Here is a 16102-nt window from a genome sequence, read left to right on the forward strand (position 1 = left end):
CGCGGCGATGAGGGTCGGGGCGGTCATCATCACCATGGGCAACCGCCCCGACGAACTCCGGGCCCTCCTCGACTCGGTCGCCAAGCAGGACGGCGACGCGATCCAGGTCGTCGTGGTCGGCAACGGCTCGCCCGTGCCCGACGTCCCCGAGGGCATCCGCACGGTCGAACTGCCCGAGAACCTCGGCATCCCCGGCGGACGCAACATCGGCATAGAGGCGTTCGGCCCCGGCGGCGGCGAGGTGGACCTCATCCTCTTCCTCGACGACGACGGCATCCTCGCCCGCCACGACACCGCCGAACTGTGCCGCCAGGCCTTCGAGGCCGACCCGAGGCTCGGCATCATCAGCTTCCGCATCACCGACCCGGAGACGGGCGAGACCCAGCGCCGCCACGTTCCGCGGCTGCGCGCCTCCGACCCGCTGCGCGACTCCCGGGTCACCACCTTCCTGGGCGGCGCCAACGCCGTCCGTACGAAGGTCTTCGCCGAAGTCGGCGAACTCCCGGACGAGTTCTTCTACGCGCACGAGGAGACCGACCTGGCATGGCGGGCCCTCGACGCGGGCTGGATGATCGACTACCGGTCCGACATGGTGCTGAACCACCCCACGACCGCCCCCTCGCGGCACGCGGTCTACCACCGCATGGTGGCCCGCAACCGGGTGTGGCTCGCGCGCCGCAACCTCCCGGCTCCTCTCGTCCCGGTCTACCTGGGGGTATGGATGCTCCTGACGCTCGCCCGCCGCCCCTCGAAGCCGGCCCTGCGTGCCTGGTTCGGCGGTTTCCGGGAAGGCTGGACCAGCCCGTGCGGCCCCAGGCGCCCCATGAAGTGGCGTACGGTGTGGCGCCTGACCCGACTGGGCCGACCTCCTGTCATCTGACAAGCTCGTTTCTGAGACCATTCGTGGCCGTACCCCGGTCCCTGGCTCATGCCTACGCCCGACCAGGTTGTGCGCATCTTGAAGACGAAAGTTTCCACTTGTGAGTGAGACAACGCATGACGGCGGAGTCGCGGTGAGCGATCGACCGTCGCCCGATGACGGGCTCTCCGCGGCCGAACTGGCCGCCAAGTACGGGCTCGCGGTCAGCGGCGCCCGGCCGGGGCTCGGCGACTACGTGCGTCAGCTGTGGGGCCGACGGCACTTCATCCTGGCCTTCTCACAGGCGAGGCTGACCGCCCAGTACAGCCAGGCCAAGCTCGGCCAGCTGTGGCAGGTGGTGACGCCGCTGCTCAACGCGCTCGTGTACTTCCTGATCTTCGGCCTCATCCTCCAGGCCGACCGCGGCATGACGATGAAGGTGTACATCCCGTTCCTGGTGACGGGCGTCTTCACGTTCACCTTCACCCAGAGCTCGGTGATGACGGGCGTACGGTCGATCTCCGGCAACCTCGGACTGGTCCGGGCGCTGCACTTCCCGCGCGCCGCGCTGCCCATCTCCTTCTCGCTGCAACAGCTCCAGCAACTGCTCTTCTCGATGGTCGTGCTGTTCGCCGTGGCGGTCGGATTCGGCAGCTACCCCGGCCTTTCGTGGCTTCTGATCGTCCCGGTCCTCGCGCTCCAGTTCCTCTTCAACATCGGCCTCGCGCTGATCATGGCGCGGCTGGGCTCCAAGACCCCGGACCTGGCGCAGCTCATGCCGTTCGTGATGCGTACGTGGATGTACGCGTCCGGCGTCATGTACTCCATCCCTGTGATGCTCGCCGACAAGCCGCAGTGGATCGCCGACGTCCTCCAGTGGAACCCGGCCGCGATCTACATGGACCTGATGCGCTTCGCCCTCATCGACTCCTACGGCTCCGAGAACCTGCCCCCGCACGTCTGGGCGGTCGCCAGCGGCTGGGCCGTACTCGTCGCGCTCGGCGGGTTCGTGTACTTCTGGAAGGCGGAAGAGAGGTACGGCCGTGGCTGAGCAGCCCACCGCGTCCCACATCCCCACCGTCATCGCGGACGAACTGCACATCGTCTACCGCGTCAACGGCGCCAAGACCGGCAAGGGCAGTGCCACCTCGGCGCTCAGCCGCATGTTCAAGCGGAGCGAGGAGCGCGGGGTACGCAAGGTGCACGCCGTCCGGGGCGTCTCCTTCACCGCCTACCGGGGCGAGGCCGTCGGCCTGATCGGCTCGAACGGCTCAGGCAAGTCCACCCTCCTGCGCGCCATCGCCGGACTGCTGCCCGCGGAGAAGGGCAAGGTCTACACCGACGGCCAGCCCTCACTGCTCGGCGTCAACGCCGCCCTCATGAACGATCTGACGGGCGAACGGAACGTCATATTGGGCGGCCTCGCGATGGGGATGTCCCGCGAGCAGATCAAGGAGCGCTACGAGGAGATCGTCGACTTCTCGGGTATCAACGAGAAGGGTGACTTCATCACCCTCCCCATGCGCACCTACTCCTCCGGCATGGCGGCCCGGCTGCGCTTCTCCATCGCGGCCGCCAAGGACCACGACGTCCTGATGATCGACGAGGCACTGGCCACCGGTGACCGCAAGTTCCAGAAGCGTTCCGAGGAGCGCATCCGGGAGCTGCGCAAGAGCGCCGGCACGGTGTTTCTGGTCAGTCACAACAACAAGTCGATCCGCGACACCTGTGACCGGGTGCTCTGGCTGGAGCGCGGCGAACTGCGTCTTGACGGCCCGACCGACGAGGTCCTCAAGGAGTACGAGAAGTTCACGGGCAAGTAGCCCATTTCGCCCAGGGCCCCGCCGGAACTCTTCGGCGGGGCCCTGCGTCTGCAAAGGAAACGCCAACTCCTGGCAGCCTTAGGAATCTTGACGCCAATCGGTGTGTTCTTGTGATGTGCAGTACACCCTGACGGAGTGCGCCGCGTTGTACAACGTAAGCTGTACCGGTGCCGATTCGCGGCAAGTAGGGCGATAATGCGCGCACCCGGCACGGCTGCGCCGCGCGGAGGTCCGGGCGGCGTGTCCGAAATGGGCACTATTGAGTCAGCAGTGTAGAACGGGAGATGTGACGGCAATGGCTACGGAAACTCTCCAGCTCCGCGATGCGTGTGCCGTCCCCGCGCCGGGCGGCGAGCGGTGACCGAAGCCGGGACGACCCGCACCGGAGACCCGGGGCGCGGCACCCTCGACAAGGCCGCGGACGAGAACTTCCCCGTGGCGCCCTTCTTCCTGCCCAAGGTCTGGCGCGACGATCTGATGGCCGTGTACGGCTTCGCCCGCCTCGTCGACGACATCGGCGACGGGGACCTGGCCCCCGGCGGCGAGGACGCCCGCCTCCTCGGAGTGCCGCCGGAGCGGGCCGAGGACCGCCTTGCCCTCCTCGACGCCTTCGAGGCCGACCTGCACCGCGTGTTCGACTCGACCCCGAGCCACCCGCTGCTGCGCCGCCTCCAGCCCACGGTCCGGCGCGCCGCTCTCACCCCTGAGCCCTTTCTCGGCCTGATCGCCGCGAACCGCCAGGACCAGGTGGTCAAGCGGTACGAGACCTACGACGATCTCCTCGCCTACTGCGAGCTCTCCGCCAACCCCGTCGGCCGCCTCGTGCTGGCCGTCACGGGCACCGAGAGCCCCGAGCGGGTCCGCCTCTCCGACTCCGTGTGCACGGCGCTGCAGATCGTCGAACACCTCCAGGACGTCGCCGAGGACCTCGGCCGCGACCGTGTCTATCTCCCCGCCGAGGACATGAAGCGCTTTCATGTCCAGGAAGCGGATCTGGCCCTGCCCACAGCAGGCGCATCGGTGCGCGCACTGGTTGCATACGAAGCAGAACGCGCCCGGAACCTCCTGAATGAAGGCACCCCCCTCGTGGGTAGCGTCCACGGCAGGCTGAAGCTGCTGCTCGCGGGGTTCGTTGCGGGGGGAAGGGCGGCAATCGGTGCGATTGCCGCCGCTGAATACGACGTACTTCCCGGCCCGCCCAAGCCCGGCAAGCTCCAGTTGCTGCGCGAGGTGGGAGTGACCCTGCGAGGAAAGGGGTGATCCGGACCGTGGAGTCAGAGCAGCACGTGCCCGCACCGGTACTCGCCGCCTACAGCTACTGCGAGGCGGTGACCAGTCAGCAGGCCCGTAATTTCGCGTACGGCATCCGACTTCTGCCGACATCCAAGCGGCGTGCGATGTCGGCGCTCTACGCGTTCTCACGGCGTGTCGACGACATCGGCGACGGCGCGCTCGCGCCGGACGTCAAGGCGTCCCGGCTCGAGGACACCAGGGCGCTGCTTGCCCGGGTCCGTGCGGGATCCGTCGAGGAGGACGACACCGACCCGGTCGCGGTCGCCCTCAGCCACACCGCCGAGTACTTCCCGGTCCCCCTCGGCGGCCTCGACGAACTCATCGACGGCGTTCTCATGGACGTACGCGGTGAGACCTACGAGACGTGGGACGACCTGAAGGTCTACTGCCGGTGTGTGGCGGGGGCGATCGGGCGGCTCTCGCTCGGCGTGTTCGGCACCGAGCCGGGGGCGCGCGGAGTGGAGCGCGCGCCGGAGTACGCCGACACGCTCGGGCTCGCGCTGCAACTCACCAACATCCTGCGGGACGTACGTGAGGACGCCGAGGGCGGGCGCACCTATCTGCCCGCCGACGACCTCGCCAAGTTCGGCTGCTCGGCCGGCTTCAACGGGCCGACTCCACCGCCCGGCTCCGACTTCGCGGGCCTCGTGCACTTCGAAGTGCGTCGGGCCCGCGCTCTTTTCGCCGAGGGCTACCGGCTGCTGCCCATGCTGGACCGGCGCAGTGGCGCCTGTGTAGCGGCCATGGCCGGTATCTACCGACGGCTCCTGGACCGCATCGAGCGCGAGCCGGAGGCCGTGCTGCGCGGCCGGGTCTCGCTGCCGGGGCGCGAGAAGGCATACGTCGCCGTGCGCGGCCTCTCGGGCCTGGACACCCGGTATGTATCCCGACGGACCGTCAGGAGGCGGACCTGATGGACAAACTGGGCCAAGGTGATTCCACTAGCGAAAAGTGGCACGCAACCCTCCGGAGCCGCGCGGCGTCCCTGACTTCAATGGTCTGCCGCACACCGCTCGATCACCGCGGCACGGCCGAGGGGGAGGGTGCACGATGAGCTATGTCACGCAGCCCGCGGAGTCCGCGGAGTCCGCGGGCCGCCCGGGCACGGCGGCCGCCGTAGTGGTCGGCGGCGGGCTCGCCGGGATCACCGCCGCGCTGGCGCTCGCCGACGCCGGAGTGCGCGTGACGCTGCTCGAGGGCAGGCCGAGGCTCGGCGGGCTCGCCTTCTCCTTCCAGCGCGGCGAGCTCACCGTGGACAATGGACAGCACGTGTATCTGCGCTGCTGCACCGCCTACCGGTGGTTTCTCGACCGCGTCGACGGAGCCCCGCTCGCGCCGTTGCAGGATCGTCTCGACGTGCCCGTTCTCGACGCGGAGGGCAGACCGGGGCGGCGGCTCGGCAGAATCGGCCGCACCGCTCTGCCGGTCCCTCTGCATCTGGCGAAAAGCCTCGCGACGTATCCCCATCTGTCGCTCGCCGAGCGCGCCAGAGTCGGGCGTGCCGCCTTGGCGCTCAAGGGGCTCGACCTCGCCGATCCGGCGCTCGACGCGCAGAACTTCGGCAGCTGGCTGGCCGCGCACGGTCAGTCCGAGCGTGCCGTCGAGGCACTGTGGGACCTGGTGGGGGTCGCCACCCTCAACGCGGTTGCCCAGGACTCCTCGCTCGGGCTCGCCGCGATGGTGTTCAAGACCGGTCTGCTGTCCGACCCGGGCGCGGCCGACATCGGCTGGGCGCGCGTCCCGCTGGGCGAACTGCACGACACCCTGGCCCGCAAGGCGCTCGACTCCGCGGGCGTGCGTACCGAAGTCCGTACACGCGTCACCTCCATCTCCCCCAACGGAAACGGTCGTTGGAGGGTTCAGGTTCCCGGCGAGACACTCGACGCCGACACGGTGGTCCTCGCCGTACCGCATCGCGAGGCCCACGATCTGCTGCCCGCGGGTGCGCTCGACGCCCCGGAGCGGCTCCTGGAGATCGGCACGGCTCCGATTCTCAACGTGCACGTCGTCTACGACCGCAAAGTGCTCACGCGGCCGTTCTTCGCGGCGCTCGGCTCCCCGGTGCAGTGGGTCTTCGACCGCACCGAGTCCTCCGGGCTGAAGGAGGGGCAGTACCTGGCCCTCTCGCAGTCGGCCGCGCAGGACGAGATCGACGAGCCGGTGTCCGCACTGCGCGAGCGCTATCTGCCGGAGCTGGAGCGGCTGTTGCCCGAAGCGCGCGGCGCGCGAGTGAACGACTTCTTCGTGACCCGGGAGCGTACGGCGACGTTCGCCCCCACCCCAGGCGTCGGGCGGCTGCGGCCCGGCGCTCGCACCAAGGCTCCCGGTCTCTATCTGGCCGGGGCGTGGACCGCCACAGGGTGGCCCGCGACCATGGAGAGTGCGGTCCGCAGCGGTGTCAGTGCGGCGGGAGCCGCGCTGGGCGCCCTGGGCCGGCCCCGCGACCACCTCCTCGAGGTCTTCGAGGGGGCGGCCCGTTCCATCCTTCCGGAGGACGACCTCCGGGCCCTGGGCCATGAGCCCGAGGGAACCGGCGCCGCCGTGCGAGGTGGCGTCCGATGAAGCTGGAGCAGCGCGCGGCGGACCCCCGCACCTCCGGTACCGCAACAAGAGGAGAGACTGTGCCCACTGTGCCCCCGGCCGAAACGGCTGCCGACGCGGTGGACGTGACCGCGCTCCTGGAGCGCGGCCGGACCCTGGCCACACCGGTGCTGCGGGCGGCCGTCGACCGCCTGGCACCCCCCATGGACACTGTCGCCGCTTATCACTTCGGCTGGATCGACGCCGACGGAAAGCCCGCCGCCGGCGACGGCGGCAAGGCCGTACGCCCCGCCCTCGCCGTCCTGTCCGCGCAGGCCGCCGGCGCCGCCCCCGAGGTGGGCGTCCCGGGCGCGGTCTCCGTCGAACTGGTGCACAACTTCTCGCTGCTGCACGACGACCTGATGGACGGCGACGAACAGCGCCGTCACCGCGACACCGTCTGGAAGGTGCACGGCCCCGCCCAGGCGATCCTCGTCGGCGACGCCCTGTTCGCGCTGGCCAACGAACTGCTGCTGGAGCTCGGCACCGCCGAGGCGGGCCGCGCCACCCGGCGCCTGACCGCCGCCACCCGTGCCCTCATCGACGGCCAGGCCCAGGACATCTCCTACGAGCACCGCGAGCGGGTCACCGTCGAGGAGTGCCTCGAGATGGAGGGCAACAAGACGGGTGCCCTGCTCGCCTGCGCCTCCTCCATCGGCGCGGTGCTCGGCGGCGCCGACGACCACATGGCCGACACGCTGGAGAAGTACGGCTACCACCTCGGCCTCGCCTTCCAGGCCGTCGACGACCTGCTCGGCATCTGGGGCGACCCGGAGTCCACCGGAAAGCAGACCTGGAGCGATCTGCGCCAGCGCAAGAAGTCCCTGCCGGTGGTGGCAGCGCTCGCCGCGGGCGGGCCCGCCTCCGAGCAGCTCGGCGAACTGCTCGCCGCCGACGCCAAGGCCAGCGACTTCGAGAACTTCTCCGAGGAGGAGTTCGCCGTGCGCGCCGCGCTCATCGAGGAGGCGGGCGGTCGCGACTGGACCGCCCAGGAGGCGCGTCGCCAGCACGTGATCGCCGTCGAGGCCCTCGACGCGATCCACATGCCGGAACACGTACGGGCCCAGTTCGTGGAGCTCGCCGACTTCGTCGTCGTACGAAAGAGATGATCAGTATCGGTCGAATAAACCTCGCGTAGTCGCCGGCCGGTGCCGCGGGAGAACGCGCACCGGCCGACGGCGGACCCACAGCAGAGACATGCCACTGCACGAAGGGGAAGCCATGACAGCGACGACCGACGGAAGTACCGGGGCCATGCCGCCCCGCACTGCCTCGGCCCGCGAAACCGCAGAAACGACAACTCCCGGGGCGGCCGGGACAGTCGAGACCCGAGACGCCGCCACGCGTGCGATAGAGCGCGCCACCGACTTCCTGCTCTCACGGCAGGACGCCCAGGGCTGGTGGAAGGGCGACCTCGAGACGAACGTCACGATGGACGCCGAAGACCTGCTGCTGCGTCAGTTCCTGGGCATCCGCGACGAGACGACCACCCGCGCCGCCGGGCTCTTCATCCGCGGCGAACAACGCGACGACGGCACCTGGGCCGCTTTCTACGGCGGACCCGGCGAACTCTCCACCACCATCGAGGCGTACGTCGCCCTGCGGCTGGCCGGAGACAGCCCGGACGAGCCGCACATGACGAGGGCGTCCGCGTGGATCCGCGAACGGGGCGGTATCGCCTCGGCGCGTGTCTTCACCCGGATCTGGCTCGCCCTGTTCGGCTGGTGGAAGTGGGACGACCTGCCCGAACTCCCGCCGGAGCTCATCTACTTCCCGACCTGGATGCCGCTGAACATCTACGACTTCGGGTGCTGGGCGCGGCAGACGATCGTGCCGCTCACCATCGTCTCGGCGAAGCGTCCGGTGCGGCCCGCGCCGTTCCCGCTCGACGAACTGCACACCGATGCCGGCAATCCCAACCCGGTCAAGTCCCTTGCGCCCCTGGCGAGCTGGGACGGCGTCTTCGAGAGACTCGACAAGGCGTTGCACCAGTACCGCAAGGTCGCGCCACGGCGGCTGCGCAGAGCCGCGATGAACACGGCGGGGCGCTGGATCATCGAGCGACAGGAGAACGACGGCTGCTGGGGAGGCATCCAGCCGCCCGCTGTCTACTCGGTCATCGCCCTCCACCTGCTCGGCTACGACCTCGAACACCCGGTGATGCGCGCCGGGTTGGAGTCGCTGGACCGTTTCGCCATCTGGCGGGAGGACGGGTCCCGGATGATCGAGGCCTGTCAGTCACCAGTGTGGGACACCTGTCTGGCCACGATCGCCCTCGCCGACGCGGGCGTCCCCGCCGACCATCCGCAGCTCGTGAAGGCCGCGGACTGGATGCTGGGGGAGGAGATCGTCCGGCCGGGTGACTGGTCGGTCAAGCGGCCCCATCTTCCGCCGGGCGGCTGGGCGTTCGAGTTCCACAACGACAACTATCCCGACATCGACGACACCGCGGAGGTCGTCCTCGCGCTGCGCCGGGTCAAGCACCACGATCCGGAGCGGCTGGAGAACGCCATCGGGCGCGGAGTGCGCTGGAACCTCGGTATGCAGTCCAAGAACGGTGGCTGGGGCGCCTTCGACGTCGACAACACCAGCGCCTTTCCCAATCGGCTGCCGTTCTGCGACTTCGGTGAGGTCATCGACCCACCGTCCGCCGACGTCACCGCGCATGTCGTCGAGATGCTCGCCTACGAAGGGCTCTCGCACGACCCGCGCACCCGGCGGGGCATCGAGTGGCTGCTCGCCAACCAGGAGGCGAACGGCTCCTGGTTCGGCCGCTGGGGTGTCAACTACGTCTACGGAACAGGGTCGGTGGTGCCCGCCCTGATCGCCGCCGGACTGCCCGCCTCGCATCCCGCGATCCGCCGGGCGGTGGCCTGGCTGGAGACCGTGCAGAACGACGACGGGGGCTGGGGCGAGGACCTGCGTTCCTACCACGACGTCGCCGAGTGGAGCGGCCGTGGCGCCTCGACGGCCTCCCAGACCGGGTGGGCGCTGCTCGCGCTGCTCGCGGCGGGGGAGCGCGACTCCAAGGCCGCCGAGCGCGGGGTGCGGTGGCTCGCGGAGACCCAGCTGGCGGACGGCTCCTGGGACGAGCCGTACTTCACCGGCACCGGGTTCCCGTGGGACTTCTCGATCAACTACAACCTCTACCGCCAGGTCTTCCCGCTCACCGCGCTCGGCCGGTACGTCAACGGCGAGCCGCTCACCGCGGCCCAGGGGGGCTGATGAGTACGAAGCCGGAACCGGCCCCGCTGCTCATCGCCTGCGCGCTCGGCATCGAGCACCTGGCGCTGCGCAGCGCCGGCCGCGGCGGCGCCGGCGGACCCGTCACCGTGCTGCGTACGGGCATGGGGCCCAAGGCCGCCGAGCGGTCGGTCACCCGGATCCTCGCGGACCCGGCACTGCGCGAGGCGGCCGTCCTGGCCACGGGATTCTGCGCGGGGCTCGCCCCGGGCATGCACCCCGGGGACCTGGTCGTCGCCGAGGAAACCCGGGACGCGCACGGCAGCACGCCGTGCGTGGGCACCGAACTGCTGGTCAGGGAACTGGTGCGGGCCGTGCCCGGGCGCACCGTCCACAGGGGGCCGCTCACTGGCTCCGATCACGTCGTCCGCGGTCACGAACGGTCGGATCTCTTCGCGACCGGCGCGATCGCGGTCGACATGGAATCTGCTTCCACGCTCCACAGCGCCGTGCGGACGGGCGCGCGCCCGGTTGCGGCCGTACGGGTGGTCGTGGACGCTCCAGAACATGAACTCGTCCGAATCGGGACGGTGCGCGGTGGAATATCAGCTTTCCGTGTTCTTCGTGCCGTCCTTCCCGCTTTTTTTGAATGGCACCGTTCTTTGCTGCTCCCTCGGAGGTGAGCCAGATGGCCATGCCGCTTCGGCAGTCCATGAAAGTCGCTGCATACCTGTTTGAACAGAAGCTCAGGAAGCGGGACAAATTCGCGCTGATTGTCGAGCTGGAACCCCTCTTCGCGTGCAATCTCGCGTGTGAGGGCTGTGGCAAGATCCAGCACCCCGCGGGGGTGTTGAAGCAGCGGATGCCCGTGGCCCAGGCCGTGGGCGCGGTCCTCGAGTCGGGGGCGCCGATGGTGTCCATCGCCGGCGGTGAGCCGCTGATGCACCCTCAGATCGACGAGATCGTGCGGCAGTTGGTGGCCAAGAAGAAGTTCGTCTTCCTGTGCACCAACGCGATGCTGCTGCGCAAGAAGATGGACAAGTTCAAGCCCTCGCCGTACTTCGCGTGGGCCGTGCACATCGACGGACTGCGTGAGCGGCACGACGCGTCCGTCGCCAAGGAAGGCGTCTTCGACGAGGCGGTCGAGGCCATCAAGGAGGCGAAGCGGCGCGGCTTCCGGGTCACCACCAACTCGACCTTCTTCAACACCGACACCCCGCAGACCATCATCGAGGTCCTCAACTACCTCAACGACGACCTGAAGGTCGACGAGATGATGCTCTCGCCCGCCTACGCCTACGAGAAGGCTCCCGACCAGGAGCACTTCCTCGGCGTCCAGCAGACCCGCGAGCTGTTCAAGAAGGCCTTCGCGGGCGGCAACCGGCGCCGCTGGCGGCTCAACCACAGCCCGCTCTTCCTGGACTTCCTCGAAGGCAAGGTCGACTTCCCCTGCACGGCCTGGGCGATCCCGAGCTACTCGCTCTTCGGCTGGCAGAAACCCTGCTACCTGATGAGCGACGGGTACGTACAGACGTACAGGCAACTCCTGGAGGACACCGACTGGGACTCCTACGGCCGCGGCAAGGACGACCGGTGTGCCAACTGCATGGCGCACTGCGGCTACGAGCCGACCGCCGTCCTCGCCACTCTGGGCTCCCTGAAGCAGTCCATCCGCGCCTCCCGTGAGACGTTCACGGAAAGCCGCGTGTGACGCCATGACCGCCGTTTCCTTGGGCCTCCCCGAGGTGCCGGTCCGACCGATCGCGGAGCGCCGCCTCTCGCGGCGGATCCAGGTCGGACCGGTGGCGGTCGGGGGCGGAGCGCCGGTGTCGGTGCAGTCGATGACGACGACGCGTACGTCGGACATCGGCGCCACCCTGCAGCAGATCGCGGAACTCACCGCGTCCGGCTGCCAGATCGTCCGCGTCGCCTGTCCCACCCAGGACGACGCGGACGCCCTCGCGACCATCGCCAAGAAGTCCCAGATCCCGGTGATCGCGGACATCCACTTCCAGCCGAAGTACGTGTTCGCGGCCATCGACGCCGGGTGTGCGGCGGTGCGGGTGAACCCGGGCAACATCAAGCAGTTCGACGACAAGGTGCGGGAGATCGCGCGGGCGGCCTCGGACGCGGGCACCCCGATCCGGATCGGGGTCAACGCCGGGTCGCTCGACCAGCGGCTGCTGAAGAAGTACGGAAAGGCGACGCCCGAGGCGCTCGTCGAGTCGGCGTTGTGGGAGGCGTCGCTCTTCGAGGAACACGGGTTCCGGGACATCAAGATCTCGGTGAAGCACAACGACCCGGTGATCATGGTCAACGCCTACCGGCTGCTGGCGGCGCGGTGCGACTACCCGCTGCATCTGGGTGTGACAGAGGCAGGACCGGCCTTCCAGGGGACCATCAAGTCGGCTGTCGCCTTCGGGGCGTTGCTCAGCGAGGGCATCGGGGACACCATCCGGGTGTCCCTGAGCGCGCCGCCCGCCGAGGAGTGCAAGGTCGGCATGCAGATCCTGGAGTCGCTCGGGCTGCGCGAGCGGCGCCTGGAGATCGTCTCGTGCCCGTCCTGCGGGCGCGCCCAGGTCGACGTGTACAAGCTGGCCGACGAGGTCACGGCCGGTCTGGAGGGGATGGAGGTCCCGTTGCGCGTCGCCGTCATGGGCTGCGTCGTCAACGGCCCCGGAGAGGCGCGGGAGGCGGACCTGGGGGTCGCCTCCGGCAACGGCAAGGGGCAGATCTTCGTCAAGGGCGAGGTCATCAAGACCGTGCCCGAGTCGAAGATCGTGGAGACCCTCATCGAAGAGGCGATGAAGATCGCCGAGCAGATGGAGAACGACGGCGTCGCCTCCGGCGAACCGGCCGTCACCGTGAGTTGATCAGCACGGACCGAGAGGGGGCCCGAGCGTGACGATTCTGGAGAACATCCGTGGACCACGCGACCTGAAGGCGCTGTCCGAGGCGGAGGTCGGTGAACTCGCCGACGAGATCCGGGAGTTCCTGGTGCACGCGGTCGCGAGGACCGGCGGTCACCTCGGGCCCAATCTGGGGGTGGTGGAACTCTCCATCGCGCTCCACCGGGCCTTCGAGTCGCCCGTCGACCGCATCCTGTGGGACACCGGCCATCAGAGCTACGTACACAAGCTGCTGACGGGACGTCAGGACTTTTCCAAGCTGCGCGGCAAGGGCGGCCTGTCCGGCTACCCGTCGCGCGAGGAGTCCGAGCACGACATCATCGAGAACAGCCACGCCTCCACGGCGCTCGGCTGGGCGGACGGCCTGGCCAAGGCCCGCCAGGTGCAGGGCGAGAAGGGGCACGTCGTCGCGGTCATCGGCGACGGCGCGCTCACCGGGGGCATGGCGTGGGAGGCGCTGAACAACATCGCGGCCGCGAAGGACCGGCCGCTGATCATCGTCGTCAACGACAACGAGCGCTCGTACTCGCCGACCATCGGCGGTCTCGCCAACCACCTGGCGACTCTTCGGACGACGGACGGTTACGAGCGGGTTCTCGCCTGGGGCAAGGACGTACTGCTGCGTACGCCCGTCGTCGGGAACACCGTCTACGAGTCGCTGCACGGCGCGAAGAAGGGGTTCAAGGACGCCTTCGCGCCGCAGGGCATGTTCGAGGACCTGGGGCTCAAGTACGTCGGGCCGATCGACGGGCACGACGTGGGGGCCGTGGAGTCCGCGCTGCGGCGGGCGAAACGCTTCCACGGGCCCGTGCTGATCCACTGCCTGACGGAGAAGGGGCGCGGCTATGAGCCCGCGCTCGCGCACGAGGAGGACCATTTCCACACCGTCGGTGTGATGGACCCGCTCACCTGCGAGCCTCTCGCGCCCGCCAACGGGCCTTCCTGGACATCGGTGTTCGGCGACGAGATCGTCAGGATCGGGGAGGAGCGGGAGGACGTCGTGGCGATCACGGCGGCCATGCTGCATCCGGTGGGGCTCGCCAAGTTCGCCGAGAGGTTCCCCGACCGGGTGTGGGACGTCGGCATCGCCGAGCAGCACGCCACGGTCTCCGCGGCCGGGCTCGCCACCGGCGGACTGCATCCCGTCGTCGCCGTCTACGCCACCTTCCTCAACCGGGCCTTCGACCAGCTTCTGATGGATGTGGCACTGCACCGCTGCGGTGTCACCTTCGTCCTCGACCGGGCCGGCGTCACGGGCGTGGACGGTGCCTCGCACAACGGCATGTGGGACATGTCGATCCTCCAGGTCGTGCCGGGCCTCCGGATCGCCGCGCCGCGCGACGCCGACCAGTTGCGGGCGCAGCTACGGGAGGCGGTCGCCGTCGACGACGCGCCGACGCTGATCCGTTTCCCGAAGGAGTCGGTGGGGCCGGCGATCCCGGCTGTCGACCACGTGGGCGGGACAGACGTCCTGCACCGGGGTGAGAGGCCGTCGGTGCTCCTGGTGGCCGTCGGTGTCATGGCGCCGGTCTGCCTCCAGGCCGCCGAGCTGCTCGAAGCCCGTGGTGTCGGGTGCACCGTCGTCGACCCCCGCTGGGTCAAGCCGGTCGACCCCTCGCTGCCGGGCCTCGCCGCCGAGCACCGGCTGGTCGCGATCGTCGAGGACAACAGCCGGGCGGCCGGGGTCGGCGCGGCGGTCGCGCTGGCGCTCGGGGACGCCGAAGTCGACGTGCCCGTACGGCGGTTCGGCATTCCGGAGCAGTTCCTCGCGCATGCCAAGCGTGCTGAGGTGCTGGCGGACATCGGGCTCACGCCGGTCGAGATCGCCGGGCGGATCAGCGCCGGTCTGGCAGTCAAGGACGAACTGTCCAAGGAGAAACAGGAATGACCATCCCTTCAGGGAAGGCGCCCTCGGAGGAGATCCCCTCCGAGGAGTCTTCATCCGCGAAGTCCCCTTCAGCGAACTCGCCTGCGGTGAACCCGCCCTCGGCGAACTCGCCTTCAGTGAATCCGATCTCCGTCAACTCCGCTTCCGGAAAAGGGGAGTTCGACCTCGGCGCGCTGCTCGCCGAACGCGGAGCCGAGCGCTACGAGCTGCACACCAAGTACCTGAACCACCAGCTCCCGCGCATGCTGCACACCATCGGCTTCGACAAGGTCTACGAGCGGGCCGAGGGCGCGCACTTCTGGGACGCGGACGGGAACGACTACCTGGACATGCTCGCCGGGTTCGGGGTGATGGGCGTCGGCCGCCACCACCCCGTGGTCCGCAAGGCGCTGCACGACGTCCTCGACGCCTCGCTCGCCGACCTCACCCGCTTCGACTGCCAGCCGCTGCCCGGGCTGCTCGCGGAGCGGCTGCTCGTCCACAGCCCGCACCTGGACCGGGTGTTCTTCGGCAACAGCGGTACGGAGGCTGTCGAGACCGCGCTGAAGTTCGCCCGGTACGCGACCGGGAAGCCGCGGATCCTGTACTGCTCGCACGCCTTCCACGGGCTGACCACCGGATCGCTCTCCGTGAACGGTGAGGACGGTTTCCGCGACGGCTTCGCGCCGCTGCTGCCCGACACGGCCGTCCCGCTCGGTGACCTCGACGCCCTGGCAAGGGAGTTGAAGAAGGGCGACGTCGCCGCGCTCATCGTCGAACCCATCCAGGGCAAGGGGGTGCACGAGACACCACCCGGATATCTGCGCGCCGCCCAGGAGTTGCTGCACCGGCACAAGGCGCTGCTCATCGTCGACGAGGTGCAGACGGGTCTCGGACGGACCGGGGACTTCTACGCCTATCAGCACGAGGAGGGCGTGGAGCCGGACCTGGTGTGCGTGGCCAAGGCGCTGTCCGGCGGCTATGTGCCGGTCGGAGCCACGCTCGGCAAGGACTGGATCTTCAAGAAGGTCTACTCGTCGATCGACCGGGTCCTGGTGCACTCGGCCAGCTTCGGGTCCAACGCCCAGGCCATGGCGGCGGGGCTCGCCGTGCTCTCGGTCATGGAGAACGAGCAGATCGTGGCCAACGCCCGTGCCACCGGGGAGCTGTTGAAATCCCGGCTCGCGGCGCTCGTGGACAAGTACGAGCTGCTCAGCGATGTACGTGGCCGCGGGCTGATGATCGGCATCGAGTTCGGGCGGCCCAAGTCGCTCAAGCTGCGCAGCCGTTGGGCGATGCTGCAAGCCGCGCGCAAGGGGCTGTTCGCCCAGATGGTGGTGGTTCCGCTGCTGCAACGGCACCGCATCCTCACCCAGGTCTCCGGCGATCACCTGGAGGTGATCAAGCTGATCCCGCCGCTGGTCGTCGACGAGCGGGACGTGGACCGCTTCGTGGACGCCTTCACCGCCGTGATGGACGACGCACACGGCGGGGGCGGGCTGATGTGGGACTTCGGGAAGACACTGGTGAAGCAGGCGGTGGCGAACCGTTGAGAGTTTTGCCCCTGAGGCAAGAAAATTGCCTCGGG

Annotated in this window: 14 protein-coding genes; all 14 read left to right on the forward strand. The window is 69.2% G+C overall.

The genetic code is table 11. The annotated features are described in order from the left end of the window. The first annotated feature begins 7 nt into the window (after positions 1-7). The 14 genes from ACIBLC_RS04550 to ACIBLC_RS04615 all read left to right on the forward strand — a co-directional run bounded on the left by ACIBLC_RS04550 (position 8) and on the right by ACIBLC_RS04615 (position 16067). Positions 8-880, forward strand: coding sequence for a glycosyltransferase family 2 protein (locus ACIBLC_RS04550; RefSeq protein ID WP_399209146.1), 873 nt, complete (start codon positions 8-10; stop codon positions 878-880). A gap of 100 nt (positions 881-980) precedes the next feature. After that, positions 981-1910 (forward strand): ABC transporter permease, encoded by a 930-nt coding sequence (locus ACIBLC_RS04555; RefSeq protein WP_399209148.1) that lies wholly within the window; start codon positions 981-983, stop codon positions 1908-1910. Beyond that, on the forward strand, positions 1903-2682 hold the full coding sequence (locus tag ACIBLC_RS04560) for an ABC transporter ATP-binding protein (RefSeq protein ID WP_399209149.1): 780 nt from the start codon (positions 1903-1905) through the stop codon (positions 2680-2682). The genes ACIBLC_RS04555 and ACIBLC_RS04560 overlap by 8 nt, the downstream gene beginning before the upstream one ends. A gap of 357 nt (positions 2683-3039) precedes the next feature. Beyond that, complete coding sequence (hpnC, locus tag ACIBLC_RS04565; RefSeq protein ID WP_399209150.1) at positions 3040-3942, forward strand: squalene synthase HpnC; 903 nt, start codon at positions 3040-3042, stop codon at positions 3940-3942. Next, a complete protein-coding gene (gene hpnD / locus ACIBLC_RS04570; protein WP_399209151.1) occupies positions 3939-4889 on the forward strand; it encodes a presqualene diphosphate synthase HpnD in 951 nt (316 codons plus the stop codon). The genes hpnC and hpnD overlap by 4 nt, the downstream gene beginning before the upstream one ends. Beyond that, entirely contained in the window at positions 4889-5029 is a 141-nt protein-coding gene (locus ACIBLC_RS04575; RefSeq protein WP_399209152.1) for a DUF6380 family protein, read from the forward strand. Before hpnD ends, ACIBLC_RS04575 begins: the two co-directional genes overlap by 1 nt. Then, complete coding sequence (hpnE, locus tag ACIBLC_RS04580) at positions 5026-6537, forward strand: hydroxysqualene dehydroxylase HpnE (protein WP_399209153.1); 1512 nt, start codon at positions 5026-5028, stop codon at positions 6535-6537. Before ACIBLC_RS04575 ends, hpnE begins: the two co-directional genes overlap by 4 nt. After that, positions 6534-7664, forward strand: a complete 1131-nt coding sequence (locus tag ACIBLC_RS04585) for a polyprenyl synthetase family protein (protein WP_399209154.1) — start codon at positions 6534-6536, stop codon at positions 7662-7664. The genes hpnE and ACIBLC_RS04585 overlap by 4 nt, the downstream gene beginning before the upstream one ends. 112 nt (positions 7665-7776) lie before the next feature. Then, positions 7777-9780: a squalene--hopene cyclase gene (gene shc, locus ACIBLC_RS04590; RefSeq protein ID WP_399209155.1), complete on the forward strand. Its 2004-nt coding sequence runs from the start codon at positions 7777-7779 to the stop codon at positions 9778-9780. Beyond that, positions 9780-10421, forward strand: a complete 642-nt coding sequence (locus tag ACIBLC_RS04595) for a 1-hydroxy-2-methyl-2-butenyl 4-diphosphate reductase (protein ID WP_399209156.1) — start codon at positions 9780-9782, stop codon at positions 10419-10421. Before shc ends, ACIBLC_RS04595 begins: the two co-directional genes overlap by 1 nt. 5 nt (positions 10422-10426) lie before the next feature. Then, complete coding sequence (hpnH, locus tag ACIBLC_RS04600; RefSeq protein WP_399209157.1) at positions 10427-11449, forward strand: adenosyl-hopene transferase HpnH; 1023 nt, start codon at positions 10427-10429, stop codon at positions 11447-11449. A gap of 4 nt (positions 11450-11453) precedes the next feature. Continuing rightward, on the forward strand, positions 11454-12611 hold the full coding sequence (gene ispG / locus ACIBLC_RS04605) for a flavodoxin-dependent (E)-4-hydroxy-3-methylbut-2-enyl-diphosphate synthase (protein ID WP_399209158.1): 1158 nt from the start codon (positions 11454-11456) through the stop codon (positions 12609-12611). A 28-nt stretch (positions 12612-12639) separates the two neighbouring features. Then, complete coding sequence (gene dxs, locus ACIBLC_RS04610) at positions 12640-14535, forward strand: 1-deoxy-D-xylulose-5-phosphate synthase (protein ID WP_399209159.1); 1896 nt, start codon at positions 12640-12642, stop codon at positions 14533-14535. Beyond that, positions 14532-16067 carry an aspartate aminotransferase family protein gene (locus ACIBLC_RS04615; protein WP_399209160.1) on the forward strand — a complete coding sequence of 512 codons (1536 nt, stop codon included), beginning with the start codon at positions 14532-14534 and terminating at the stop codon, positions 16065-16067. The genes dxs and ACIBLC_RS04615 overlap by 4 nt, the downstream gene beginning before the upstream one ends. Positions 16068-16102: the final 35 nt, after the last annotated feature.

This window comes from Streptomyces sp. NPDC050535, from assembly GCF_044457665.1.
Taxonomy (GTDB): Bacteria; Actinomycetota; Actinomycetes; order Streptomycetales; family Streptomycetaceae; genus Streptomyces.